This window comes from Salinarimonas sp., from assembly GCF_046292825.1.
Taxonomy (GTDB): Bacteria; Pseudomonadota; Alphaproteobacteria; order Rhizobiales; family Beijerinckiaceae; genus Salinarimonas.
In genome coordinates this window covers 1-21,067 of sequence record NZ_JBKBQG010000023.1, presented here as the reverse complement: position 1 = coordinate 21,067, position 21,067 = coordinate 1, and the positions used below count along the sequence as shown (strand labels likewise).

22 protein-coding genes and 1 tRNA gene are annotated in these 21,067 nt (G+C 70.4%); 13 read left to right on the top strand and 10 right to left on the bottom strand.

Annotated features, from left to right (window positions below; all coding sequences use genetic code 11):
• Positions 1-31: 31 nt before the first annotated feature.
• From ACK4UM_RS12490 to ACK4UM_RS12475, 4 genes are read left to right on the top strand one after another with little or no spacing between them, the layout of a single operon-like run.
• Positions 32-742 (top strand): hypothetical protein, encoded by a 711-nt coding sequence (locus ACK4UM_RS12490; RefSeq protein WP_409799348.1) that lies wholly within the window; start codon positions 32-34, stop codon positions 740-742.
• A gap of 2 nt (positions 743-744) precedes the next feature.
• On the top strand, positions 745-2,493 hold the full coding sequence (locus ACK4UM_RS12485; RefSeq protein WP_409799460.1) for an FkbM family methyltransferase: 1,749 nt from the start codon (positions 745-747) through the stop codon (positions 2,491-2,493).
• Entirely contained in the window at positions 2,490-3,614 is a 1,125-nt protein-coding gene (locus ACK4UM_RS12480; RefSeq protein ID WP_409799345.1) for a glycosyltransferase family 4 protein, read from the top strand. The genes ACK4UM_RS12485 and ACK4UM_RS12480 overlap by 4 nt, the downstream gene beginning before the upstream one ends.
• A 44-nt stretch (positions 3,615-3,658) precedes the next feature.
• Positions 3,659-4,333 carry a class I SAM-dependent methyltransferase gene (locus ACK4UM_RS12475; RefSeq protein ID WP_409799342.1) on the top strand — a complete coding sequence of 225 codons (675 nt, stop codon included), beginning with the start codon at positions 3,659-3,661 and terminating at the stop codon, positions 4,331-4,333.
• A 15-nt stretch (positions 4,334-4,348) separates the two neighbouring features.
• Here the strand turns inward: ACK4UM_RS12475 and ACK4UM_RS12470 are convergent, their stop codons facing one another.
• The 3 genes from ACK4UM_RS12470 to ACK4UM_RS12460 are packed head-to-tail and all read right to left on the bottom strand — an operon-like array spanning position 4,349 to position 7,305.
• Complete coding sequence (locus ACK4UM_RS12470) at positions 4,349-5,233, bottom strand: class I SAM-dependent methyltransferase (protein ID WP_409799339.1); 885 nt, start codon at positions 5,231-5,233, stop codon at positions 4,349-4,351.
• A gap of 32 nt (positions 5,234-5,265) precedes the next feature.
• A complete protein-coding gene (locus ACK4UM_RS12465; protein ID WP_409799336.1) occupies positions 5,266-6,504 on the bottom strand; it encodes an ABC transporter ATP-binding protein in 1,239 nt (412 codons plus the stop codon).
• 12 nt (positions 6,505-6,516) lie between these two features.
• Positions 6,517-7,305 (bottom strand): ABC transporter permease, encoded by a 789-nt coding sequence (locus ACK4UM_RS12460; protein ID WP_409799333.1) that lies wholly within the window; start codon positions 7,303-7,305, stop codon positions 6,517-6,519.
• 151 nt (positions 7,306-7,456) lie between these two features.
• Here ACK4UM_RS12460 and ACK4UM_RS12455 point away from each other — a divergent pair, with 151 nt between their 5' ends.
• Positions 7,457-8,368, top strand: a complete 912-nt coding sequence (locus tag ACK4UM_RS12455) for a class I SAM-dependent methyltransferase (protein WP_409799331.1) — start codon at positions 7,457-7,459, stop codon at positions 8,366-8,368.
• Here ACK4UM_RS12455 and ACK4UM_RS12450 read toward each other — a convergent pair.
• From ACK4UM_RS12450 to ACK4UM_RS12440, 3 genes are read right to left on the bottom strand one after another with little or no spacing between them, the layout of a single operon-like run.
• Positions 8,352-8,702, bottom strand: coding sequence for a transporter (locus ACK4UM_RS12450; protein WP_409799328.1), 351 nt, complete (start codon positions 8,700-8,702; stop codon positions 8,352-8,354). The two genes, ACK4UM_RS12455 and ACK4UM_RS12450, sit on opposite strands and share 17 nt — an antisense overlap.
• Positions 8,699-9,037 carry a DUF2304 family protein gene (locus tag ACK4UM_RS12445; RefSeq protein ID WP_409799325.1) on the bottom strand — a complete coding sequence of 113 codons (339 nt, stop codon included), beginning with the start codon at positions 9,035-9,037 and terminating at the stop codon, positions 8,699-8,701. The genes ACK4UM_RS12450 and ACK4UM_RS12445 overlap by 4 nt, the downstream gene beginning before the upstream one ends.
• Complete coding sequence (locus ACK4UM_RS12440; protein WP_409799322.1) at positions 9,034-9,723, bottom strand: glycosyltransferase family 2 protein; 690 nt, start codon at positions 9,721-9,723, stop codon at positions 9,034-9,036. The genes ACK4UM_RS12445 and ACK4UM_RS12440 overlap by 4 nt, the downstream gene beginning before the upstream one ends.
• Positions 9,724-9,969: 246 nt before the next feature.
• On the opposite strand from ACK4UM_RS12440, the gene ACK4UM_RS12435 reads away from it, so the two are divergent.
• A complete protein-coding gene (locus tag ACK4UM_RS12435; protein WP_409799319.1) occupies positions 9,970-12,042 on the top strand; it encodes a hypothetical protein in 2,073 nt (690 codons plus the stop codon).
• A 106-nt stretch (positions 12,043-12,148) separates the two neighbouring features.
• Here the strand turns inward: ACK4UM_RS12435 and ACK4UM_RS12430 are convergent.
• Positions 12,149-12,224: transfer RNA gene (locus tag ACK4UM_RS12430), tRNA-Glu, on the bottom strand.
• A gap of 222 nt (positions 12,225-12,446) precedes the next feature.
• Here ACK4UM_RS12430 and ACK4UM_RS12425 point away from each other — a divergent pair.
• The 5 genes from ACK4UM_RS12425 (at position 12,447) to ACK4UM_RS12405 (ending at position 17,018) form a co-directional block, all read left to right on the top strand.
• The gene (locus tag ACK4UM_RS12425) at positions 12,447-13,439 is read left to right on the top strand and encodes an RluA family pseudouridine synthase (RefSeq protein WP_409799457.1); all 993 of its coding nucleotides are present in this window, start codon (positions 12,447-12,449) and stop codon (positions 13,437-13,439) included.
• 229 nt (positions 13,440-13,668) lie between these two features.
• Positions 13,669-14,574, top strand: coding sequence for an RNA polymerase sigma factor RpoH (gene rpoH, locus ACK4UM_RS12420; RefSeq protein WP_409799316.1), 906 nt, complete (start codon positions 13,669-13,671; stop codon positions 14,572-14,574).
• A 111-nt stretch (positions 14,575-14,685) separates the two neighbouring features.
• Positions 14,686-15,183, top strand: a complete 498-nt coding sequence (locus tag ACK4UM_RS12415) for a YHS domain-containing (seleno)protein (protein ID WP_409799313.1) — start codon at positions 14,686-14,688, stop codon at positions 15,181-15,183.
• Positions 15,184-15,282: 99 nt separating this feature from the next.
• Positions 15,283-16,146, top strand: a complete 864-nt coding sequence (locus ACK4UM_RS12410) for a universal stress protein (RefSeq protein ID WP_409799310.1) — start codon at positions 15,283-15,285, stop codon at positions 16,144-16,146.
• 83 nt (positions 16,147-16,229) lie between these two features.
• Positions 16,230-17,018 carry a class I SAM-dependent methyltransferase gene (locus ACK4UM_RS12405; RefSeq protein WP_409799306.1) on the top strand — a complete coding sequence of 263 codons (789 nt, stop codon included), beginning with the start codon at positions 16,230-16,232 and terminating at the stop codon, positions 17,016-17,018.
• Positions 17,019-17,040: 22 nt separating this feature from the next.
• Here the strand turns inward: ACK4UM_RS12405 and ACK4UM_RS12400 are convergent, their stop codons facing one another.
• The 3 genes from ACK4UM_RS12400 to ACK4UM_RS12390 all read right to left on the bottom strand — a co-directional run bounded on the left by ACK4UM_RS12400 (position 17,041) and on the right by ACK4UM_RS12390 (position 18,927).
• Entirely contained in the window at positions 17,041-17,811 is a 771-nt protein-coding gene (locus ACK4UM_RS12400) for a TetR/AcrR family transcriptional regulator (protein ID WP_409799303.1), read from the bottom strand.
• 76 nt (positions 17,812-17,887) lie between these two features.
• Positions 17,888-18,472 carry a protein phosphatase CheZ gene (locus tag ACK4UM_RS12395; RefSeq protein WP_409799300.1) on the bottom strand — a complete coding sequence of 195 codons (585 nt, stop codon included), beginning with the start codon at positions 18,470-18,472 and terminating at the stop codon, positions 17,888-17,890.
• 71 nt (positions 18,473-18,543) lie between these two features.
• Positions 18,544-18,927 (bottom strand): response regulator, encoded by a 384-nt coding sequence (locus ACK4UM_RS12390; RefSeq protein WP_409799297.1) that lies wholly within the window; start codon positions 18,925-18,927, stop codon positions 18,544-18,546.
• A 326-nt stretch (positions 18,928-19,253) separates the two neighbouring features.
• Here ACK4UM_RS12390 and ACK4UM_RS12385 point away from each other — a divergent pair, with 326 nt between their 5' ends.
• Positions 19,254-19,643: a MaoC family dehydratase gene (locus ACK4UM_RS12385; protein ID WP_409799454.1), complete on the top strand. Its 390-nt coding sequence runs from the start codon at positions 19,254-19,256 to the stop codon at positions 19,641-19,643.
• Positions 19,644-19,714: 71 nt separating this feature from the next.
• Positions 19,715-20,677 carry a bifunctional riboflavin kinase/FAD synthetase gene (locus ACK4UM_RS12380; protein WP_409799294.1) on the top strand — a complete coding sequence of 321 codons (963 nt, stop codon included), beginning with the start codon at positions 19,715-19,717 and terminating at the stop codon, positions 20,675-20,677.
• Positions 20,678-21,067 lie beyond the last annotated feature (390 nt).

Here is a 21,067-nt window from a genome sequence, read left to right as displayed (position 1 = left end):
CCTCGGGCGCCGCATCGAACTCTTTAGCGTCTTGGCCGCAGGTCTGCTAGGAGCGATCGTCTCCCAACCGGATAGGATTTTTGCCATGTCCGACAACCCAGATCCGGCTTGGTTGCGTTTTCGCAGGCCGCGTTCGTGGTCGAATGGCGAAATCCGACGCTTCGCCCCCCTGTTCCGCGGCGCCGTGGTCAATGTGAGCGCTTGGACCGACGAGGACAAGGAGGGCGGCTTCTACCGCGACTACTTCTGCTCCGCGAGCGAGTACAAGACGACGAACTTCGACGACGGCAAGGGCCTGCAACGCACGGAAGGCGAGGTGTTCCTCGATCTCGAGGCCCCGCTGCCGCCCGATCTCCTCGGCCGCTTCGATCTTGTCTTCAATCATACCACGCTCGAGCACGTCTTCGATTGCCGCCGAGCTTTCGCGAACCTCGCTGCCATGGCGAGGAACGCGGTGATGATCGTCGTCCCCTACATCCAGCAGATGCACGGCTCGGGCTACGGCGACTTCTGGCGATTCACGCCGCAGACGATGAAGCGTCTCTACGAGGAGAACGGGCTTGCGCTGCGATATTGCTCGGCGAACGGCGCGGACCGGGCCTCGATCTACCTGTTCTGCCTCGGCTTCCGCGGCGACGGCTCGCCCGAGGTCCCCGAGCGCTTCGATCTCGCCCTCGACCCCGACAAACCCCTGTACGGCCCCGATTACCGCAACGTGATCGGGGGGAACGTCCTGGATTGACCATGCGGATCGTCGTCGGTTCGTCCTTCGAGGCGGGGAGCGCGCTCGCCCACGCCATCAACACCGTCAAGACCGCGGAGGGCTTCGCGCGTCTGGGGCACGACGTCCATCTCGTCTGCCGCCGCCCGGCTTCCGGAGCGCTCGACGAGCAGGCGCTCGCGCGGGTCTACGGCCTGTCCGCCCGGCTGCGCTGGCATCAGGTCCGCCCGAATCTCGGCGCGCGCGTGCTCGACGCGCATTGGCATTTCGCCCTGCAGGCTCTGCCGATCGTGCTCGCGCTGCGTCCGGATCTCGTCTTCAGCCGCAGCTTCGTCCTGCCGTCCGCGACGGCGGCGCTCGGGATCGCGACGATCTCCGAATCGCATGCCTGGCCCGACAACGCGTCCGCTCCGCTCGCGCGGATGGTGGCCGGGGCGCGGCGCAAGGCCTACCGGGGGCTCGTCACCATCGCGCCGACGCTGGCCGAGAGCTTCGCCGCGCGGGGCGTGCCGCAGGAGAAGATCCTGGTCCTGCCCGATGCGGTCGATCTCGACCTGTTCGCTCCGAAGGGAGCCCGGCCGCGCTCGCAGACGGACGGCGTGCGGCGCGTGGTCTATGCGGGTCATCTCTACGACTACAAGGGCATTCCGACGGTCCTGGCCGCCGCCGAGCGCCTCCCGGCGATCCGCTTCGAGCTCGTCGGCGGCCTGCCGGACGATGTCGCGCGCTGCGCGCGCATCGTCTCCGAGCGTGGGCTCGGCAACGTCGTCCTGCACGGGCTGAAGCCGCTCGGGGCGGTTCCGGCCCATCTGTGGGACGCCGACGCGCTGATCCTGCCGCCGTCGGCCGATCATCCGAGCGCGGCCTGGACGAGCCCGGTGAAGCTCGGCGAGTACCTCGCCGCGCAGCGCCCGGTCGTGGCGAGCGAGATCCCGGCTCTGCGCCATTGGCTGAACGACCGCGAGGCGGCCTTCTTCGCGCCCGACGACCCGGCGGATTGCGCCCGCGTCATATCCCAGGTGCTCGACGACCCCGATTACGGGCAGGCGCTCGCGGCGGCCGGCGCGCGCCTCGCGCCCGCGCTCGCCTACGAGCGCCGAGCGGAGGCGATCCTCGCCTTCGCCGAAGACGGAACGCGCCCGCCGGACCTCTCGGCGCAGGCGCGGGCCGCGGCGGCGGTCGCGCGCACGAAGGACGCCTTCGCGGCGGCGATCGCGCGCCTGGGTCCGGGGGACATCGCCGTCGATTGCGGGGCGAATGTCGGCGAATACACGGAGGCGATGGCGCGCACCGGCGCGACCGTCCACGCCTTCGAGCCGAACCCGCACGCCTTCGCCGCGCTGGAGCGGCGCGTGGCGGACCTCCCGAACGTCCACCTGCATCGCGCCGCCGTCGACGCGACGGCCGGCACGGCGCTCCTCTTTCAGCACGTGAACGCCGCCGAGGACCCTCTCTATTGGTCGCAGGGCGCGTCTCTCGTCTCGGAGAAGGCGAATGTCGACGCGCGCAACGCCGTCGAGGTCGAGACCGTCGATCTCGCCGCCTTCGTCGAGGCCCTCGAGCGTCCGCCGGCGCTCGTGAAGATCGACATCGAAGGCGCCGAGGGGCGCGTGCTCGATCGCCTCGTCGCGTCCGGGCTGATGGCGCAGCTGCCCGCGATCTTCGTCGAGACGCACGAGCGCAAGATCCCGGCCTTGCGTCCGACGCTCGCGCGGCTCGACCTGCGCCGCCACCGCGATTTTTCCGACAAGCTCTGGCTGGATTGGGAATGAAGCCCTCGGACATCGAGCTCGTCGTCTTCCTGACGCGCGGCGGCAGCCTCGCCGGCTGGGAGGCGGGCGGCCTTCTCGAGCGCGAGCTCGCCCTCTATCGGCGGCTGCGCGAGCGGCTGCGTGGCGTGACGCTCGTCTCCTGGGGCGGGCGGGCGGAGCGGGACTTCCGCAGCCGGCTCGGCGGCATCCGCCTCGTCTGCAATACGACCGAGCACGAACAGGACGCCTATCTCGCCCGGCTGCATCGGCGCTTCCCGTGCGGGCGCCGGCGGATCGTCGTCAAGTCGAACCAGATCTACGGCGCGGACGCCGCGCTCGGTTTCGCGCGCCGCATCGGGCGCCCCTTCGTCGCGCGCTGCGGCTATCTCCTCTCGGACTTCACCGAACGGCGCCACGGCATCGCCTCGCCGGAAGCCGACGCGGCGCGGGCGCTCGAAAAGGACGTCTTCCGCGGCGCGACCCGCGGCATCGTGACGACGCCAGCGATGAGAGAGCGTGTCGTCGCCGATTACGGGCTCGACCCGGAGCGCGTCGCGATCGTCCCGAACTACGTCGACACCGATCTCTTCGCGCCGGACCCGAGCCGGGCGCGGGCGCCGCGACGAATCCTGTTCGTCGGCCGGCTCGAGCCGCAGAAGAACCTCCCCGCGCTCGTGCGCGCCGCCGCGATCGCCGATGCCGAGCTCGAGATCGTCGGCGAGGGCTTGCTGCGCGCGTCGATCGAGACGCTCGCGGCGGAGGTCGGCGCGCGCGTCCGCTTCCTCGGCGCGCTGCCGAACGCGGCGCTGCCCGAGCGCCTGCGCGAGGCCTCGCTGTTCGTCCTGCCGAGCCTCTACGAGGGCCATCCCAAGACGCTGCTCGAGGCGATGTCCGCGGGAACGCCCGTCGTCGGCACGCGCGTTCCCGGAATCGCGGAGGCGATCGCCGACGGCGAGACCGGCCTCCTCGCCGAGCCCGAGCCCGAGAGCCTCGCCGCCGCGATCTCGGGCCTCCTCGACGACCGGGCGCGCGCCGAACGCCTCGGCGCCGCCGCCCGCGCCACCGTGCTGGCGCATCTCGCGCTCGACGTGATCGAGGAGCGGGAGGTGGCGGTCCACGTCGCCGCGATGGGCGACGGGTGAGGGACGAGGCGGATACGAGACCAATCGAGACGAGGAGACGAGCGATGTGGCCCTGGAGCAAGAACAAGAGCGCGCAGACGACCGATGATGCCGCCTCGGCACGAGCGACCGAGGTCCCGTCGCCCGCGGCCGCTCCCGCGATCGCGATCGAGGAATACGGGCCGACCTCGATCTTTCGCCGCCACCAGAACAAGTTCCTGCGGGACTATTGCGCCGGCCTCGGTGCGCGGACGATCATCAATCTCGGTGCCAAGCCCGACGCGGGCGACAAGGAGGGGGCGACCTACGAAGCCTACTTTCCGGGCGCCGATTTCCGGACCCTCGATCTCTCCCCCGTCGACCACCCCCGCCACATCCAGGACGACCTCCACGTCCTGGCGACCGCTCCCGCGCCGGCCGATCTCGTGCTCGCGATGTCGGTGATCGAGCATATCGACCGTCCCTGGCGCGCCGCCGACAAGATCGCGAGCCTCGTGCGGCCGGGCGGACACCTCTACATCGCGATGCCGTTCTTCTATCCGATCCACGAGGGCGCGCATTTCGGCGACCATTGGCGGTGCACGCCCTCGGCGATGGGGTATCTCTTCGACATGCTGGAGGTCGTGCGATCGGATTGGTACCCGACCGCGATCACCGCGGTGCGCGACCGCGCGAATTACTGGAACGAGCCGAACAGCTGCGGGACGGGCTTCTCGATGCTGATGCGCAAAAGCGCGTGAGCGGGGCGTCGGCGCTCAGGACGCACGACCGACCATTTGCTCCGGGGCTACGTCGATCCCGGAGCAGACGACGATCGCCACGAAGGCCGCATCGGCGAGCGACTTCGGCGGCGTCTCCAGATCGCGGGCCAGACTCGCACGGACATCCTCGGCATACCGATCGAGGTCGGTCTCCCGGCGATCGTGGAGCCCGTCGGCCGCATAGTCGGCGATCCAGCGGTAGTGGCAATCATTGGCATGCGGCCCGCCGAGGAGGAACAACGCCGACCGCGCGCCGTCGAAGGCGGCGAGCAGCCTGGCGATCTCGCGCTGTCCGTAGCCGCGATAGCCATGCGGCCCATAGAGGCGCCAGCTGAGCGGCGGCGGCACGAGGTGGACCTGGATCATCGGGCGGGGGCGGCGCCGCAGAGACCCGGCGATCGAACGGACGAGGGAGAGGTCGTCCTTGAAGTGCTCCAGCGCGGATTGCGAGAAGACGAAGTTCACGTCGTCGAGGAGCTCGGGACCGAGCGTCGTCGCAGATGTCTCGACGAACGAGCACCGCGGATCCGATGCCGCGATCTCCGCCCAGCTCGGGCGCTTCGCGATGTCGATGCCGCGATAGGTTTCGACCGGTCCGATCGACTCCTCCAAGAGGCGCATGTACCCGCCCTTGCCGCAACCGACGTCGAGCAGACGCAACGGCCCCAGGGCTGCGCGAATGCGCTGCGCATCGAGGTTCTGCCAGAAGAGGTTGGACAACACGCGCGATGGCGAGCAGATCGCGGCGATCGCTTCGCTCGGATAGGCGATCGATTCCGGCCGGAAGGTCAGGATCGGCTGGAGCGACGGCTGCGGGAGGCTCGCGCTCAGCTGGTTGAGCCAAATCCAGGCACGCGCCTCCCACTTCCCGAGCGGCACGTCCCCGCTGATCCAATTCAAGGAGGAGCGGTTCAAGAGAGACCTCCCACGGCCCGTCGCGCGTCGGATGACACGGCCTGCGAGGCGCTGCCGAAGTCCCACGCGCTCTCGCCGTAGGCGGTTCCCACGCCTCCGGTTCGGATCGATTGGTGCTCGGTCGCGCGAATGTCGAAGCGCAGGAAGTCCTCGACCGCGTCTAGAACCACGGCGTTCGACACCTTCACCGACAAGGACAGCTTGTTCGTCGTCAACGGGATGCCGTCGACCCGGCAATCGACCACGTGCTCGCCTTGCGGGATCAATTCGGGTCGGTCGGCGACGGAGGACATCGACATGAGGAGCGCGTTCTGCCGGTCGACGAGGCGCAGCGCGAAATTCGGCCGCCGGATGTCCTCCTTGGCGACGTAGTGCAGACGGAACGTGACGGGGCTGCAGGTCTCCACGGTGTCGGTCGGGTTGCCGTTCGCGTCGAGGATCTCGATGCGCTGGACGCGGATGTCGCCGGTGCCGCGGCGCTTGGCCTCGGGCTTCGCCTCGCCCTCGCCGGCCGCGACGATCTTGGCGTCCATCATCGCGAAATAGCGCTTCATCACGTCCTTCGCCGAGCCGATCTCGAGCATGCGCCCGTGATCGACGAGGAGCGCGCGGTCGCAGATGCGCTCGACCTGGTAGGGACTGTGGGAGACGAGCAGGATGGTGACGCCGGCCGCGGCGAGCTCGTGGATCCGCGTCATGCACTTCTTCTGGAACGCGATGTCGCCCACCGCGAGCACCTCGTCGACGAGCAGGATCTCGGCGTCGACGTTGATCGCGATCGAGAAGCCGAGACGTGCGATCATGCCGCTCGAATAGCTCCACAGCGGCTTGTCCAGCCATTCCCCGAGCTCGGAGAACGCCTCGATGCGGGGCATCTTCTCCCGGATCTCGGTCGCGCTCATGCCCATGATCGCACCGAGCACCTCGATATTGTCGCGCCCGGGCAGCTCCATGTGCATGCCGGCGTTCAGCTCGATCATCGGGAAGAGGCGCCCGCGGACCTCGACCTCGCCCTCGTCGGGCGGCGTGACGCCGGCGAGCACCTTGAGGAGCGTGCTCTTGCCCGCCCCGTTCGGGCCCAGGATCCCGAAGCTCTCGCCGCGCCGCACCTCGAAATCGATGTCGCGCAGAGCGTAATGGCCGCCTTCCGGACGCTTCCTCCACGGCAGGAGCGGCGGCAGGCCGTAGCGCTTGGAGACGCCGCGAACGGAGAGGATGACGTCGTCGTCGGACATGGGTCTATCGGCTCACATGATGTCGGCGAGGTAGCGTCCGGTGCGCCGGAACAGGTAATACCCGATCGCCGCGACGAGGAAGGTGCCGAGCGCGGTCGGCAGGAGGATCGCGAGAGAGACGGGAGTGCCGAGGAAGAACGGCTCGCGGAAGGTCGCCACGATGCCTGCCATCGGGTTGAGATAGACGAGCCAGCGGACGCTCTCGGGGATGAGCTCGACCGGATAGAAGATCGGCGTCATCAGCATCCAGACCTGCAGCACGATCGGCACCGCCACCACGACGTCGTGACGATAGACGCCGACCGCGACCGTGAGCATCCCGATCCCCGCCGCCAGCAGATAGACCAGCGCCAACGCGACCGGCAGCCAGAGGATGCCCCAGCCGAAGACGCCGAAGAACGCGCAGATCAGGAGGAAGAAGACCAGCGAGACGCCGAAATTGATCGACGGCACCACGAAGGCGGTCGCGAAGAACACCTCGCGCGGCGTGTCCATCTTCTTGAGGACGCTCGCGTTCGAGGCGATCGACTGGTAGCTGCCCGCCACGATGCTCGAGAAGAGCATCCACAGCATGATCCCGCCGAAGGTGAAGGGCACGTAGGGCACGCCGCTCCCGAGCGAGATGCCGAAGATCAGCCGATAGAACGAGAACACCATCACGTAGGTGAGCGGCAGCGCCAGCGTCCAGGCATAGCCGAGAAGCGTCCGGCTCAGCATCGCCCGCAGGTCGCGCCGGGCGAGCACCCGCACGAGATTGACGTTTTGCCTCCAGCTCAAGGCGTGGAGCGAGTGCGTTCTCATCCGTCCCGAGATCCCGTCGCGCGGCGGCTGCGCCGCGCCCGTCCGTCTAACCGCTCTCGCGCCCGCATACAAGCGCGGCGCACATTGCGGTCGGCCAGGGTATCACGTATCGATCCCCGGCCGAGGCGCATTGGCCGGGAGCCGACGAAACATGGCAGCGACCTGTCCCTATTGCGGAGGCGAGGATCTCGTCGTCGCGTTCCGCGACGTGCGCCACAAGGTGGACCGGTCCTTCGGCCCCTTCGACCTGTTCGCGTGCCGCGATTGCGGCTCGCTGGGGACCTGCACGCCGCCCTCGGCTGAGCGGCTCGCGGCGTTCTACGCCGATTACGACGCGCTGCGGCCCGATTGGTACGCCGCCGCCGCCCGCGACTCGGCCCTCGAGCCGCAATATGCCTTCTACGCGCGCACGATCGCGCGACGGGCCGCCCACGAGCGCGGACGCTGGATCGACATCGGGGCGGGGCACGGGGAGGTGGCGACGCGCCTGCGCGATGCGCTCCCCGGCTGGACCGGCACCGCGATCGACATCGGCCCGCGCCCCGCACGCCTCGCCGCGGACGTCGCCTATCACGAGCGCGACCTCAACCGATCGGACTGGACGGACGGCTTCGCAGGCCGTTACGATCTCGTCTTCTCGGTGGCGGTATGGGAGCACGTGCTCGACCCGGCCTCCTTCGCGCGCGATTGCCTGTCGCTCGTCGCTCCGGGCGGGCGGCTCGTCCTCGTCACGCCCGATTCCGGCTCGCTCGCCTTTCGCGTGCTGCGCCGCCGCTGGCCGTATTTCGAGCCCGGAGAGCACGTGTCGATCCCGACGCGGGCGGGGGCGATCGCCGCGCTGCGCCGTGCGGCGACGTCGCTCGGCTACGGCGAGGACGCGTTGAAGCTCGCCGCGCGTCCGCTGAACGTCGGATACAGCGTGCGCTACCTCCTCGAGGTCTTGCGTCTGAGCGCCCTCGGACGCCTGCTGCCGCCGAACCTGGCGGCACCCCTCCCGACCGGGATCCTGATCGCGGAGGCGTCGCGCGGCGCGGCTCGCGAGCCCGTCACGCGCTCTGAATGACGGCCAAGCCGGCCAGAACGAGGCCGAATCCGACGAGGTAGCGCGCGGAGAGGGGCTCGGAGAAGAGCAGCGCGCCGGCGATCGGCACCATCGCCATCGAGACGAGCGCGAAGGGATAGGCCCGGGTCAGCGGCACCTGCGTCAACACCCAGATCCACAACGCCGTCGCGATCGCGTAGACGAGGAGCGCGACCGCCAGCCACGGCGACGCGAGCGCCGACAGGAGCGTTCCGCTGCGGGATGCGATCTGGGTCGCGGCCAGCTTGAACAGCACCTGACCCGCGGCGAGCGCGATCGCCACCACGATGCAGGCCGCGATCATCCGCAGGCTCATGGACGCTCGTCCGGCGTCGGCTGGCGGGCGGTCATCAGGGCGAGCGTGCGCGTGAGCTGCGTGAGCGTCTCGAGCTGGGCTCTCTGGCGAAGGTGCAGGTTGAAGACCGCCGCCAGCGTCAGGAGGATGAAGACGTAGAAGACGAGGTCCGCGCCACGGCCGATGCCCACCGCGAGCGCGACGTCCGTCGCCATGCCCGGCGCCGCCACCAGGACGGCGCCCGTCACGGCGCCCGCGGCGATCGCGATCGCGACGAAGGGCGTGCGCCGTCGCTGCGACAAGGCGTAGAGAGCCAGCGCCGCGAGGGCGCCGAGGAGACCGATCTGAGCGATCATCGATAGAGCTTCCGCATCGTGAGATCGGCGACGATGGCGAACGCCCCGGACATGCGCTGGCCCTTCGCCATCGAATAATCCGTGTAGGCGATCTCCACCGGGTGCTCGACGAAGGCCAGCCCGCGCGAGCGGATCTCGTCGAGGATCTCGGAGGCGTGCGCCATGCGATTCTGCCGGATGACGATCGCCCGCGCGGCCCGTGCGCTCAGCACCCGCAAGCCGTTGTGGGTATCGGTCACCGGGAGGCCGGAGGTCACGCGGGTGAAGGCGGTCGCAAGCCGCAGGAACAGGCGCTTGCGCTCGGACATGCCGACCGCTCGCCCGAGGAAACGCGATCCGAGAACGACGTCGACGCCGGTCTCCCGGAGCCGATCGATCATCGCCAGCGCGTCCGCGACGCGGTGCTGGCCGTCGGCATCGAAGGTGACGACGATCTCCGCGCCGCGTTCGAGCGCGTAACGGATCCCCGTCGCGAGCGCCGCTCCCTGGCCGAGATTGATCGCGTGCCGGCAGACATGAGCCCCGGCGGCGAGCGCCTGATCGCCGGTGGCGTCGCTCGAGCAGTCGTCCACGACGACGACGTTGGGGAATGCACGTCGCACGTCGGCGACCGTCCGCCCCACGACGCCGCTCGCGGCCTCGTCGAACGCGGGGATGACGACCCAGGCTCCGTCCACGGCGGCCATGCTGCTCTCCAGTTTCGCGGCAGTTTATATCGCCACGAATTGCTGCCGTCCACAGAATCGATTGAATTCTTGCGTTGCGTAAAGCCGGCAGCGGACCTAAGGGAGAAATAGCGGACAGCCGAGGGGCGTGTGACTTTGGTCTTCCAAACTTGGCAGTGTCGCATGTTGTTACTGGCGCTCGCATGGGCGGCATTGATCTTCGTCTGCGTGTATCCTGGCGGAATATCGACCGATACGATCACGCTCATGCATCAGGGGCGCACCGGCGCCATATCGGACTCCTTTCCGCCGATCCTCGCGGTTCTCTGGGGAGGGGTTCAGGCGCTCACGGACGATCCCGCTCTGATGCTCGCCCTGCAGCTCGCGCTGTTCTTCGGCGGCATCGGCGCCGTGGCGGCCGCCTACGCGCCGCGCCTGCACCGGCTCTTTCCTCCCGCCGTCGTGGTCGTGATGGCCATGCCGCCGGTGCTCGGGATCGTCGGCGCGCTCTGGAGCGACGTCCTGATGGCGGCGGCGCTCCTGGGGGCCGTCGGCCTCGTGGCCCTGTCGGGAACGATGCGCCGAGCGATCGCGATCGGCGCGTGGGGGTGCGCGGCGCTCCTCGTCTTCGTCGCCGTCGGCGCGCGCCACAACGCGCTCGCGGCCGTGGCGCCTCTCCTCGTCTGGGCCTTCGCGACCGCGTCCCTGCGCCGAACGGGCGAGCCGGCTCTGATTCGCTCGACGCTCGTCGCCGCCCTCGCCACGATCGGCCTGTTCATCGCGAGCCAGGCCTTTTCGGCCGCGGTGGTCGAGAAGAAGACCCATTTCTGGACCGTGCTCGCGAAATACGACGTCATCGGCACCGCCTTGCGCTCGGGCACCACCGAACCCCTGGAGATGTTCCTGCCCGCGACGGAAGAGGACATCCGCGCGCTCTACACGCCGCGCTCCGTCATCCCCCTGATGACGGGCGTTCAGATCCACTCCGCAGAGGCCGCGTCGACGCAGCGCGCACGGGTACCGTGGCTGATCGAGCCGGAGCAGCGGCGCGCGGTCGCGTCGGCCTGGCTCGAGGGCGTGCGCGGCGCCCCGGCCGCCTATCTCTCCCATCGCAGCGCCGTTTTCGGCAGCCTTCTCGGCCTGGGAGGCTGGCCGCTCTGGGACCCGGTGTGGACGCGCATCGACCCCGGACCCGCGGCGCATGTCGCGCGCGTGCAACCGCGCCCCGAGACGCGGCTCGGCACGGGTCTCGCGCAGATCCTCCATTCCGGATTCTTCGCGCCGTGGATCTTTCTCGCGCTCGCCTGCGTCCTGGCGCCCGCCGCCCTGGTCGCGGCTCTGCGCACGCGCGACGAGGTGCCCCTGCTCGCGGCCGCGCTCCTCGCCAGCGGTCTGTGCCACATGGCCGGCCTCTTCTTCATCGCGATGTCCGGAGACTATCGCTACTCGCATTGGATGATCACCACGACGCTGCTCGCGGCCGTCCTGCTCCTCGGATGGGGCGGTGCGCGAATGTGGGGCGCGGCGGCGGTTTCGCGACCCGCACCTGTATTGGCATCGGCCATTGCTGAGGCGCGGCCGTGGTCGGCGTGGCTCGGCGCGATCGCGACCGCGAGCGGCGCGTTCGCTTGCCTCGTCCTTGCGGTCGTCTGGTTCGGCGAGCGTCCCGTCGTTTTGGTCGGCTTGCTCGTCGCCCTCGCCGCGGCGGGATGGGTGGCGATTTCCAGCGGGGAATGGCGGAAGCCGCCGGCCCTCCTCGTGGCGTCGCTGGTCGCCGCCCTCCTCGCCTCCTGGTTTCCGGCGCCGCCGGTTCCGTCTTTGGCGTCGCTCGCGCCGGCCGCGGGCGCAGGCAGCGTGGCGATCACGGCCGGCGGCGATCGCCGCGCGGGCGGTCACGGGTCCGAGGTGTGGCTGGTCGACGCCCGCACGGCATCCGGCGTCGAGATCCCGCTCGACGCCTTCGCGCCCGAAGGCGCTTGGGAGCGGCGGCCCGGTGCATGGGTCTTCGTCGGCGGCGCGCCGGCGCGCCTGACCATGCAGGCGCCTGCGGCCGAACGGGTGATCTTGACCTTCGTCTCCCATCCCTGGTCCGGCATGGTGACGATCTCGTCCGATTTCGGAGAGGAAACGGTCGACCTCTACGCCGTCGGCGATTCGCGGCGCAGCGTCGCCCTGCTCGACGAACGAGCCCGATGGCTTCTGACGATCGAATCCGCTCTGAGCGCGCTGTCGCTCTTCTTCGCCGCCTTGGTCGCCTACGCTGCGGCAATCCCGGCGGCACGACTCGCCACCGCCTCCGCGCCGCCCGGCCGACAGCGGACGCTCGTCGACGAAGCCTGAGGGGCGCGACCGAGACCGGCACGTCCCGTCGCGTCGGTCTTCACCGACGTGAGGGTGCGGACGGGAGACGGATTTTTCGGCGGATCAGACGGCACGATCGGCCGGGTGGCGCTCCCTAGGGGACTCGAACCCCTGTTTTCGCCGTGAGAGGGCGACGTCCTAGACCGCTAGACGAAGGGAGCTGGCCGGCGGATGGGCGTTCGTATATCCAGGCGACGCGGCGGGGGCAAGCCCCTCGGGCGATTTATTTCGCGAAGAGCGGGAGCGGACACGGCGTGGGCGGGATCGGACGGGACGGAAATCGGGATGGGGCGACGGGGCGCGCGCAGGCGGTCCTCGTCGACGAGGACGCGGACGAGGCGTCTCTCGACGCTGCGGGCGACGGCGGGTCGGCGGGGGAGGCGCTGCGCGAGGGTGTGCACGAGGGCGAGCCCGAGCGGCTCGATCGCGCGCTGGCCCGCGCCTTCCCGGAGCTCTCCCGCGCCCGCGTGCAGGATCTGATCCGGGACGGGCGCGCCGAGGTCGACGGGGCGGCAGCCGCGAGCGCCTCCGCGAAGGTGCGCCCCGGCGCGCGCCTCGCGCTGCGCGTCCCCCCGCCCGCGCCGGCCGCGCCGGAGCCGGAAGACATCCCGCTCGCGATCGTCCACGAGGACGACGACCTGATCGTGATCGACAAGCCGGCGGGGCTCGTCGTCCACCCGGCCGCGGGCCACGAGACGGGCACGCTCGTCAACGCGCTCGTCGCCCATTGCGGGGAGAGCCTGTCGGGCATCGGCGGCGTGCGCCGGCCCGGCATCGTGCACCGGCTCGACAAGGACACGAGCGGGCTCCTCGTCGTCGCCAAGAACGACCGCGCACACAAGGCGCTCTCGGCGCAATTCGCCGATCACGGCCGCACGGGCCCGCTCGAGCGCGAATATCTCGCCCTCGTCTGGGGCGTGCCCTCGCGGCGTCACGGCACGATCGAGACCGAGATCGGGCGGGCGCCGCACAATCGCGAGAAGATGGCCGTGCTCCCGGCGGGGCGGGGGGGACGCGTCGCGATCACGCATTTCGAGATCGAGGCGGTCTACGGAGACCCGCAAGCGCCGATCGCGAGCCTCGTGCGCTGCGCGCTCGAGACCGGGCGCACGCACCAGATCCGCGTCCACATGGCCCATCTCGGCCACCCGCTCATGGGCGACGGCCTCTACGGCGCTGGCTTTCGCACCAAGGCGAAGCGGCTCGGGGAGGCGGCGCGCGCGGCGCTCGACGCGCTCTCGCGCCAGGCGCTCCACGCCACGATCCTCGGCTTCGCCCACCCGGCGAGCGGCGAGGCGCTCCACTTCGAGAGCCCGCCGCCCGAGGATCTCGCCCGTCTGATCGCGGCCCTGGAGGCGGAGGGCGCGACAGCGTGACGCAAGCCGCGCGTGCCATGCTCACGAGACCGTGAGTCGCGCCCGGCAGGCGACCCAATTGCGGCCACGCTAGAGAACTATCATCGCTTCGCGCGTTAGACTCGGACGGTGATTCGGTGGCGTGCCCTTGGAAGGAGGGTGCGCATCCATTATATCGAGGAGTCGGCGCGACCGTCCCGAAGGAGGTCGGGCTGGCTCGCCCTCGCAAGGGGGGCCGAAGGAGGTGACCATGGCGTCCGGCGCGCTGCCCACACTCGCCAACGAAGGCGGTCTGTCTCGCTATCTGGACGAGATTCGGAAATTTCCGATGCTCGATCCGGCCGAGGAGTACATGCTCGCCAAGCGCTGGCGCGAGCACGGCGATTCGGACGCGGCCCATCGGCTCGTGACCTCCCACCTGCGCCTCGTCGCCAAGATCGCGATGGGCTATCGCGGCTACGGCTTGCCGATCTCCGAGGTCGTCTCGGAGGGCAATGTCGGGCTCATGCAGGCGATCAAGCGCTTCGAGCCCGACAAGGGCTTCCGCCTCGCGACCTATGCGATGTGGTGGATCAAGGCCGCGATCCAGGAATACATCCTGCGCTCGTGGTCCCTCGTGAAGATGGGCACCACAGCCAACCAGAAGAAGCTCTTCTTCAACCTGCGCAAGGCCAAGAGCCGCATTTCCGCGCTGGAGGAGGGCGACCTGCGCCCCGATCAGGTCAAGGAGATCGCGACGCGGCTCGGCGTCACCGAGCAGGACGTGATCGACATGAACCGCCGGCTCGGCGGCGACGCCTCGCTCAACGCGCCCCTGCGCGAGGAGGGCGAGGGCGAGTGGCAGGACTGGCTCGTCGACGATTCCGCGAGCCAGGAGAACGTGCTCGCCGAGCAGGAGGAGGGCCAGAACCGGCTCTCCGCTCTGCGCACCGCGCTCGAGGTGCTGAACCCCCGCGAGCGCCGCATCTTCGAGGCCCGCCGCCTCTCCGAGGACCCGATCACGCTGGAAGACCTCTCCACCGAGTTCGGCGTCTCCCGCGAGCGCGTCCGCCAGATCGAGGTCCGCGCCTTCGAGAAGGTGCAGGAGGCGGTCAAGCGGAACATGGCCGCGATCGAAGAGGGCGAGGGGCGACGGGAATTGACGCACGCGCGGTGAGGGGCGGCGGCTCCTCACGGCCTCGTCAGCGCGCGTGAAGGCAACGTGCATCGCGCCTGCGCGCGCCCTGCGCCATGATCATCGCCATCCCGCTCTCCCGGAGCCCCGGCGATGTCCTGCGATCCGACCCGCGATCCCGATCCGCGCACCCGCCTCTCCCGCCGCGCCCTCCTCGCTTTACCCCTCGCGATCGGCCTCGCGAGCGCTCTGCGGGCGGCGCCCGCGAGCGGGCAGACGGTCCATCTCTCGGCCGGCGACGTCGCTGCGGGCGGGTACGACGTGGTCGCCTATTTCACGCGCGGCGAGGCGGTGCGCGGGTCGCGCGCCCTTCAGGCCCGCTGGAACGGAGCCGTCTGGCGCTTCTCGAGCGCGGAGAGCCGCGACGCCTTCGTGGCGGACCCGACCCGCTACGCGCCCGCTTATGGCGGCCATTGCGCCTGGGCGGCGGCGGAGAACTACCTCGCGCCGGGGGATCCGCGCCATTGGCGCATCGTCGACGGGCGGCTCTTCCTCAATTTCAACGCCTCCGTCCATCGGCGCTGGGTGGGCGACGTGCACGGCAACGTGGCGCGCGCCGACGCGAACTGGCCGGGGCTCGCCGGGCGTTGAGCCGCGACGCTCCTTCCCCTCCGTGATCGCCCGCGTTTCCCGGGGCGCTCGCGTCGCTCATGATGGCGCCTCGCGAAACGACACAGGCGCTCTCGACCGATGCTGCACCACGTACTCGTCGCCACCGACCTCTCCGCCCGCAGCGACCGCGCGATCGCGCGCGGGGCCGAACTCGCCGCGCGCGTCCACGCTCGGCTCACGATACTCCACGTGATCGACGAGGACCTGCCCGCCCACATCCTCGGCGAGGACGCGCGCGAGGCGCGGACCGCGCTCGCGGAGATCGCGGAGGCGATCGAGGAGACGCACGGCCTGCGCGCCGAGATCGTGGTGCGGGCGGGCCATCCGGCCGGCGCGATCGCGGCGCTCGCCGCGGAGGAAGGCGCGGATCTCGTGGTGATGGGCGCCCACCGCCGGCGCATCCTCGCCGACATCTTCGTCGGCACGACGATCGAGCGGGTGATCCGCCGGGCGAGCGTGCCGGTCCTGATGGCGAATGCCGCGAGCCCCGCGCCGCATGCCGCGATCCTCGCCGCCATCGATTTCTCCGACACCGCGCTCCACGCCGTGCGCACGGCGCGCGCGCTCGGCCTCCTGGATGGCGCGCGCCTCACGCTGCTCAACGCCTTCACGGCGCCCGCCAAGGACATGATGCTGATCGCCGGCGTCGAGGAGCGGCTCGTGCAGGGCCACGTGAGCGAGGAGGCGCTCGCCGCGCGGCGCGCGCTGGAAGCGTTCCGCGCGAGCCTCGATCTCGATCCCGCGCGCGTCGATCTGCGCATCGAGGAAGGCGCGCCCGAAAGCGTGGTGCAGGGCGCGATCCCGGAGACCGGCGCCGACCTCCTCGTCATCGGCACCCGCGGCGCCACCGGCCTCGACCGCGTGCTGATGGGCAGCGTCGCCGACGCGCTCCTGCGCAAGGTCGAGATCGACGTGCTCGCCGTGCCGCCGCAGCGGGGGTGAGGGAGCGCGCCGGGTGCGTGTCGCGCTTTCGCTTGCAACGTGCGGCTCTCCGGTCTACGAGCACGCCCCCGCGGAGGTGCAGCATGGACACGCGAGACGTCGCCCGTCTCTGGGAGGAGAACGCGCCGACCTGGACCCGCCTCGTGCGGGCGGGGCACGATCGCTGCCGCGACGTCCTCAACATGCCGGCCTTCCTGGCCATGCTGCCCCCGGTCGCCGGTCTCGAGGGGCTCGATCTCGGCTGCGGCGAGGGTGCCGGGACGCGGGCGGTCGCCGGGCTCGGCGCGCGCATGACCGGGATCGACATCGCCCCGAGCTTCGTGCGCCTCGCGCAGGCGAGCGAGCGCGAGCAGCCGCTCGGGATCGCCTACCACGTGGCCGACGCCGCCGCGCTGCCCTTCCCCCCCGCGTCGTTCGACTTCGCGACCGCCTTCATGTCGCTGATGGACATGCCCGATCAGGCGCGCGCGCTCGCCGAGGCGCAGCGCGTGCTCCGGCCGGGAGGGTTCCTCCAGTTCTCGATCCTGCACCCGTGCTTCATGCCGCCACGGCATCGCAATGTCCGCGATGCGGCGGGCGAGCTCGTCGCAATCGAGATCGGCGGCTATTTCGAGGAGACGGAGGGGCGCGTCGAGACCTGGACCTTCTCGACGCTCTCGCCCGAGGAGCGCGACGCGACGAAGCCGTTCCGCGTCCCCCGCTTCCACGCCACGCTCTCGACCTGGTTCTCAAGAATCGCCGCAGCGGGGCTCGTGGTCGAGGCGCTCGGCGAGCCGCGAGCGAGCTTGGCGGAGGCGACGGCCGAGCCGGTCGTCGCCGATACGCGCATCGCGCCGATCTTCCTCCACCTGCGCTGCGTGCGGCCGCGCTGAGGGATCGGTCCGGGCGCCGCCCTCAGATCGCCGCCGCCGGGTCGCGTTCCTCGCCGGTCGGCTCGTCGCGGCGGCGGGATCCGCCGAAGGCCTCGCCGCGGGCGAGGCGGCGGCCGCCCTGCATCAGGGCGTCGGCGAGCGCGCGCAGCGGGGCCGCCATGCGCTCGGCGTCCTGGGCGCGCTCCATGATCCGCTCGCCGCGGCGCAGCTCGCGATCGAGCCGCGCCATGGTGCGGGCCAGGTCGACGCTGTCGTCGGAATACCAGGTCTCGAGCGTGTTCGAGAACACCAGGACCGCCCCCTGCAGGCGCACGAGCCCGAGCGAATCCTCGGTGGGGATGCCGGCGGCGGCGAGCATGAAGCGCTGCGAGTTCAACGCCTCCTGGTTGAGCGCCGCGAGCGCGAGCGGATCGCGCCGCACCGCGTAGGCGATGCGCCGCAGGGCCGCCTTGTAGGGCGCGAGCGCGTCGATCCGGCGCATGTAGACGTCGAACAGGCGCTCGCGGGCGGGCTCGTGGGCAAGCTCGTCGGTGGTGCCCTCGAGCACCTCGCGGTCGATTCGCTTCGAGAAGGCGGCGAGCACCGCGCCCTTCGACGGGAAGCACGCGCGAAAGCGGGCGAGCGAGAGGTCCGCCTTCTCGCAGATGTCGGGGATCTCGATGTCGTCGTAGGGCCGGTCGGCGGCGAGCGTCATCAGCGCGTCGACGATCGCCTCGCGGTCGGAATCGGCGCCGTTGCGCCCCCCGCTCGCGGCGGTCGGGCTCTTGTCGGACGGTTTCGCGGCTCTGGCCATGTCGTCTCGTCTCCTTGTTCCCGGACGAGACAATAACGCGCGAGCGCGCGGATGGAAGCAGGCCGACGACGCGGGCTCAGTCGAAGAGCGCGTCGATGTCGTTCTGGCTGACGCCTTCGCCCTCGCCCTGAGGGCCGTGGAGAATCAATTCCTGCTTGCGCGCCTCTCGGCGCGCCTCGTCGGCGTCGAGCTGCACCGCGACGTCGCGGGCATTCACCGCGGCGGCGAAGCGCGAGAGGCGCTTCTCCACCTGGGCGAGCTGCTCGGACACCTTGGAGATGCGCTGGCCGGTGATGTCCTGGAAGGAGCACGCCTCGAAGATCTCCATCACCTTCGTCTGGACGAGGGTGCGGTAGGCCTCGAAATCCTCCTCCGCCGAGCCGAGGATCTCCTCGGCGGCGGCCATGATCGTGTTCGTCGCCGATTGCGTGGCGTTGACGACGTTGCCGAGCTCGTCGTGGGCGACGGGGATGCGCGAGCGGTAGAGCTCGTTGGCGCGCAGCGCCCCGATCTCCTGCTTGATGCGCATCACGTAGTCGGCCACGCCCTGCAGCTCGCGCAGGATCATGCCGAGATCGATCGGCCCGCTCGCGGCGCCGTCGGGCGGCGCGAGCGGATCGGCACACGCGGTCGCGTGCGGCTTCATGGCAGCGGACGCCATCCTCGTCGGCCTCTCTGGTGTCGGGCGATCTCGGTCGGGCGCTCGGCGGCGGTGCCTCCGCCGCTCTGCGATCAGGTCCCGCAGACCGCCTCGATCTTCGACTTCAGGGTCTGCGCGTTGAAGGGCTTGACGATGTAGTTGTTCACGCCCGCCTTCTTCGCCGCGATGACGTTCTCCGTCTTCGACTCGGCGGTGACCATGATGAAGGGCGTGGCGCGCAGCTGCTCGTCGGAACGAACGTGGCGCAGGAGCTCGTAGCCCGTCATCGGCTCCATGTTCCAGTCGGAGATGACGAGGCCGTACTTCTTCTCCTTGAGCTTCGCGAGCGCGGCGGTGCCGTCCGAGGCATCGTCGACGTCCTCGAAGCCGAGCTGCTTGAGCAGGTTGCGGATGATGCGCACCATCGTCTGGTAATCGTCCACGACGAGGATCGGCATCGAAAGGTCGAGGGCCATGTCCCGAGCTCCGGTTCGATTGCACGATGCCGCCTCCCCACGGGCGACATCGAGAGTGATTTTTCACGCGGCAGCCCGTGAGGACCCGCCGTTCGTGTCTCCACTTAATCCACGCCCTCTTGAAAACCGGTTAATCGGCGCGCGGCGAAGCGCGCGATGACGGGCGGGACCAAAGTCTCATGGCGAGAGGGGCGCCCGCGCCATACCTTCTCCCTCGAACGGAAGGATCTCCCCCGATGCCCGCACCAGCCCTCGCCGCGGCCGTCCCGCCCGCACCGAAGCCCCGCCTGCCGGAAGGGCTCTTCTTCGAGGACCTGCGGGTCGGGATGAGCGAGAGCCTGATGCGCACCGTCATGGTGCGCGATCTCGACCGCTTCGCCGAGATCTCGGGGGACGACAACCCGATTCACGTCTGCGACGATTTCGCGGCCACGACCAAGTTCGGTCAGCGCATCGCCCACGGCATGTTCACGGCGAGCCTGATCTCGGCGCTGCTCGGGACACGCCTGCCGGGGCCGGGCGCCGTCTATCTCTCGCAGACGATCCAGTTCCTCGCCCCCGTCAAGATCGGCGACGTGGTCGCGGCCTATGTCGAGGTGGTCGAGCTCGTGCCCGAGCGGCGGCGCGCACGCCTCTTCTGCGAGGCCCGCGTCGACGGCAAGCCGGTGCTCGAGGGCGAGGCCTGGGTCGCGGTGCCCTCGCGCACGCGCCGCTGAGATCGCCCGCCGCGGGCCGGGTTGAAGGTCGCACTTGACCGCGCACGCGGAAGCGCGCACCACACCGCGCCATGAGCACGCTCGCACATCATCGTCACGAGGACGGGCGCGCGCCCCGCGTGGGGACGCGCGGCCCGGTGGTCGCCATCGGCAATTTCGACGGCGTCCATCGCGGGCACCGCACCCTCGTCTCGGCGACGCGGGACGCCGCCGCCGCTTTGCACGCGCCGAGCGCGGTTTTGACCTTCGAGCCGCATCCGCGCGCCTTCTTCCAGCCCGACGTGCCCTTCTTCCGGATCACGCCCGCGGCCGAGAAGCGGCGGGTGCTGGATCGGCTCGGGATCGATACCGTCCACGAGCGCACCTTCGATGCCGCCCTCGCCGCGCTCTCGCCGGAGGCCTTCGTCGACGGCCTTCTGGTCGGCGAGCTGCGCGCGGCGGGCGTCGTCGTCGGCTACGATTTCCATTTCGGCGCCAAGCGCGCCGGCACGCCGGCGGTGCTCGAGGCTCTGTGCGCCGCCCGCGGCCTGTCCTGCACGATCGTGCCGGTCGTCGAGGAGGCGGGCGCGCCGGTCTCGTCGAGCGCGGTGCGCGCGGCGCTGGAAGAGGGGGCGGTCGAGCGGGCGAACGCGCTCCTCGGCTATCGCTGGTTCGCCTTCGGCGAGATCGTCCACGGCGACAAGCGCGGGCGCACATTGGGCTATCCGACCGCCAACATGCGCCTGCCGGAGGGCTGCCGCCTCGCCCACGGCATCTACGCGGTGCGGATCGCGATCGACGGGCGCGTCCACGACGGCGTCGCGAGCTGGGGCCGGCGGCCGACCTTCGACGACGGCGCGCCGCTCTTCGAGACCTTCGCGTTCGATTTCGCCGGGGATCTCTACGGCAAGAGGGTCGCGGTCGAGCTCGTCGCCCGGCTGCGCGGCGAGGAGCGCTTCGACAGCGCGCAGGCGCTCGTCGCCCAGATGGACCGCGACGCCGCCACCGCCCGCACCCGCCTCGCGGCGCAGGATGGGCTCGATTCGATGATTTGAGGGCGAGAGCGCAAATCCCTCCCCGTAGGGGAGGGTGGACTTTCGAGGCGCGAGCCGAGAAAGGCCGGGCGGGGCACGACGTGCGGAGGACGGCCTCCACCCGGGCCCCACCCGACCTCCGTCGCCTTCGGCTCGGAGGCCACCCTCCTTCGGGCTACGGAGTGCACACATCAGGACGCTCCCTCTCCTTCCCCTCAGGGGAAGGTGGCTCCGACCCCGAACAGGGGGCGGAGACGGATGGGGTCATTCGCTCCGAAGGAGCGAAGGGGCGTCGGGAGCCGCCTCACGTAAGGAGCTTTACGACAACGCCCCTTCGCCGCTGTCGCGGCGAAAAACCCCATCCGACCCGTCGCCTTCGGCGCCGGGCCACCTTCCCCTGAGGGGAAGGAG

Bases quoted from the DNA above. Each gene is read 5' to 3' on its own strand.
- ACK4UM_RS12380 (WP_409799294.1), top strand. From the start codon at position 19,715: ATGAGCACGCTCGCACATCATCGTCACGAGGACGGGCGCGCGCCCCGC.
- ACK4UM_RS12415 (WP_409799313.1), top strand. From the start codon at position 14,686: ATGTCCTGCGATCCGACCCGCGATCCCGATCCGCGCACCCGCCTCTCC.
- ACK4UM_RS12435 (WP_409799319.1), top strand. From the start codon at position 9,970: ATGCATCAGGGGCGCACCGGCGCCATATCGGACTCCTTTCCGCCGATC.
- ACK4UM_RS12450 (WP_409799328.1), bottom strand. From the start codon at position 8,702: ATGAGCCTGCGGATGATCGCGGCCTGCATCGTGGTGGCGATCGCGCTC.
- ACK4UM_RS12440 (WP_409799322.1), bottom strand. From the start codon at position 9,723: ATGGCCGCCGTGGACGGAGCCTGGGTCGTCATCCCCGCGTTCGACGAG.
- ACK4UM_RS12480 (WP_409799345.1), top strand. From the start codon at position 2,490: ATGAAGCCCTCGGACATCGAGCTCGTCGTCTTCCTGACGCGCGGCGGC.
- ACK4UM_RS12485 (WP_409799460.1), top strand. From the start codon at position 745: ATGCGGATCGTCGTCGGTTCGTCCTTCGAGGCGGGGAGCGCGCTCGCC.
- ACK4UM_RS12410 (WP_409799310.1), top strand. From the start codon at position 15,283: ATGCTGCACCACGTACTCGTCGCCACCGACCTCTCCGCCCGCAGCGAC.
- ACK4UM_RS12390 (WP_409799297.1), bottom strand. From the start codon at position 18,927: ATGGCCCTCGACCTTTCGATGCCGATCCTCGTCGTGGACGATTACCAG.
- ACK4UM_RS12475 (WP_409799342.1), top strand. From the start codon at position 3,659: ATGTGGCCCTGGAGCAAGAACAAGAGCGCGCAGACGACCGATGATGCC.
- ACK4UM_RS12455 (WP_409799331.1), top strand. From the start codon at position 7,457: ATGGCAGCGACCTGTCCCTATTGCGGAGGCGAGGATCTCGTCGTCGCG.
- ACK4UM_RS12405 (WP_409799306.1), top strand. From the start codon at position 16,230: ATGGACACGCGAGACGTCGCCCGTCTCTGGGAGGAGAACGCGCCGACC.
- rpoH (WP_409799316.1), top strand. From the start codon at position 13,669: ATGGCGTCCGGCGCGCTGCCCACACTCGCCAACGAAGGCGGTCTGTCT.
- ACK4UM_RS12460 (WP_409799333.1), bottom strand. From the start codon at position 7,305: ATGAGAACGCACTCGCTCCACGCCTTGAGCTGGAGGCAAAACGTCAAT.
- ACK4UM_RS12465 (WP_409799336.1), bottom strand. From the start codon at position 6,504: ATGTCCGACGACGACGTCATCCTCTCCGTTCGCGGCGTCTCCAAGCGC.
- ACK4UM_RS12400 (WP_409799303.1), bottom strand. From the start codon at position 17,811: ATGGCCAGAGCCGCGAAACCGTCCGACAAGAGCCCGACCGCCGCGAGC.
- ACK4UM_RS12395 (WP_409799300.1), bottom strand. From the start codon at position 18,472: ATGGCGTCCGCTGCCATGAAGCCGCACGCGACCGCGTGTGCCGATCCG.
- ACK4UM_RS12385 (WP_409799454.1), top strand. From the start codon at position 19,254: ATGAGCGAGAGCCTGATGCGCACCGTCATGGTGCGCGATCTCGACCGC.
- ACK4UM_RS12445 (WP_409799325.1), bottom strand. From the start codon at position 9,037: ATGATCGCTCAGATCGGTCTCCTCGGCGCCCTCGCGGCGCTGGCTCTC.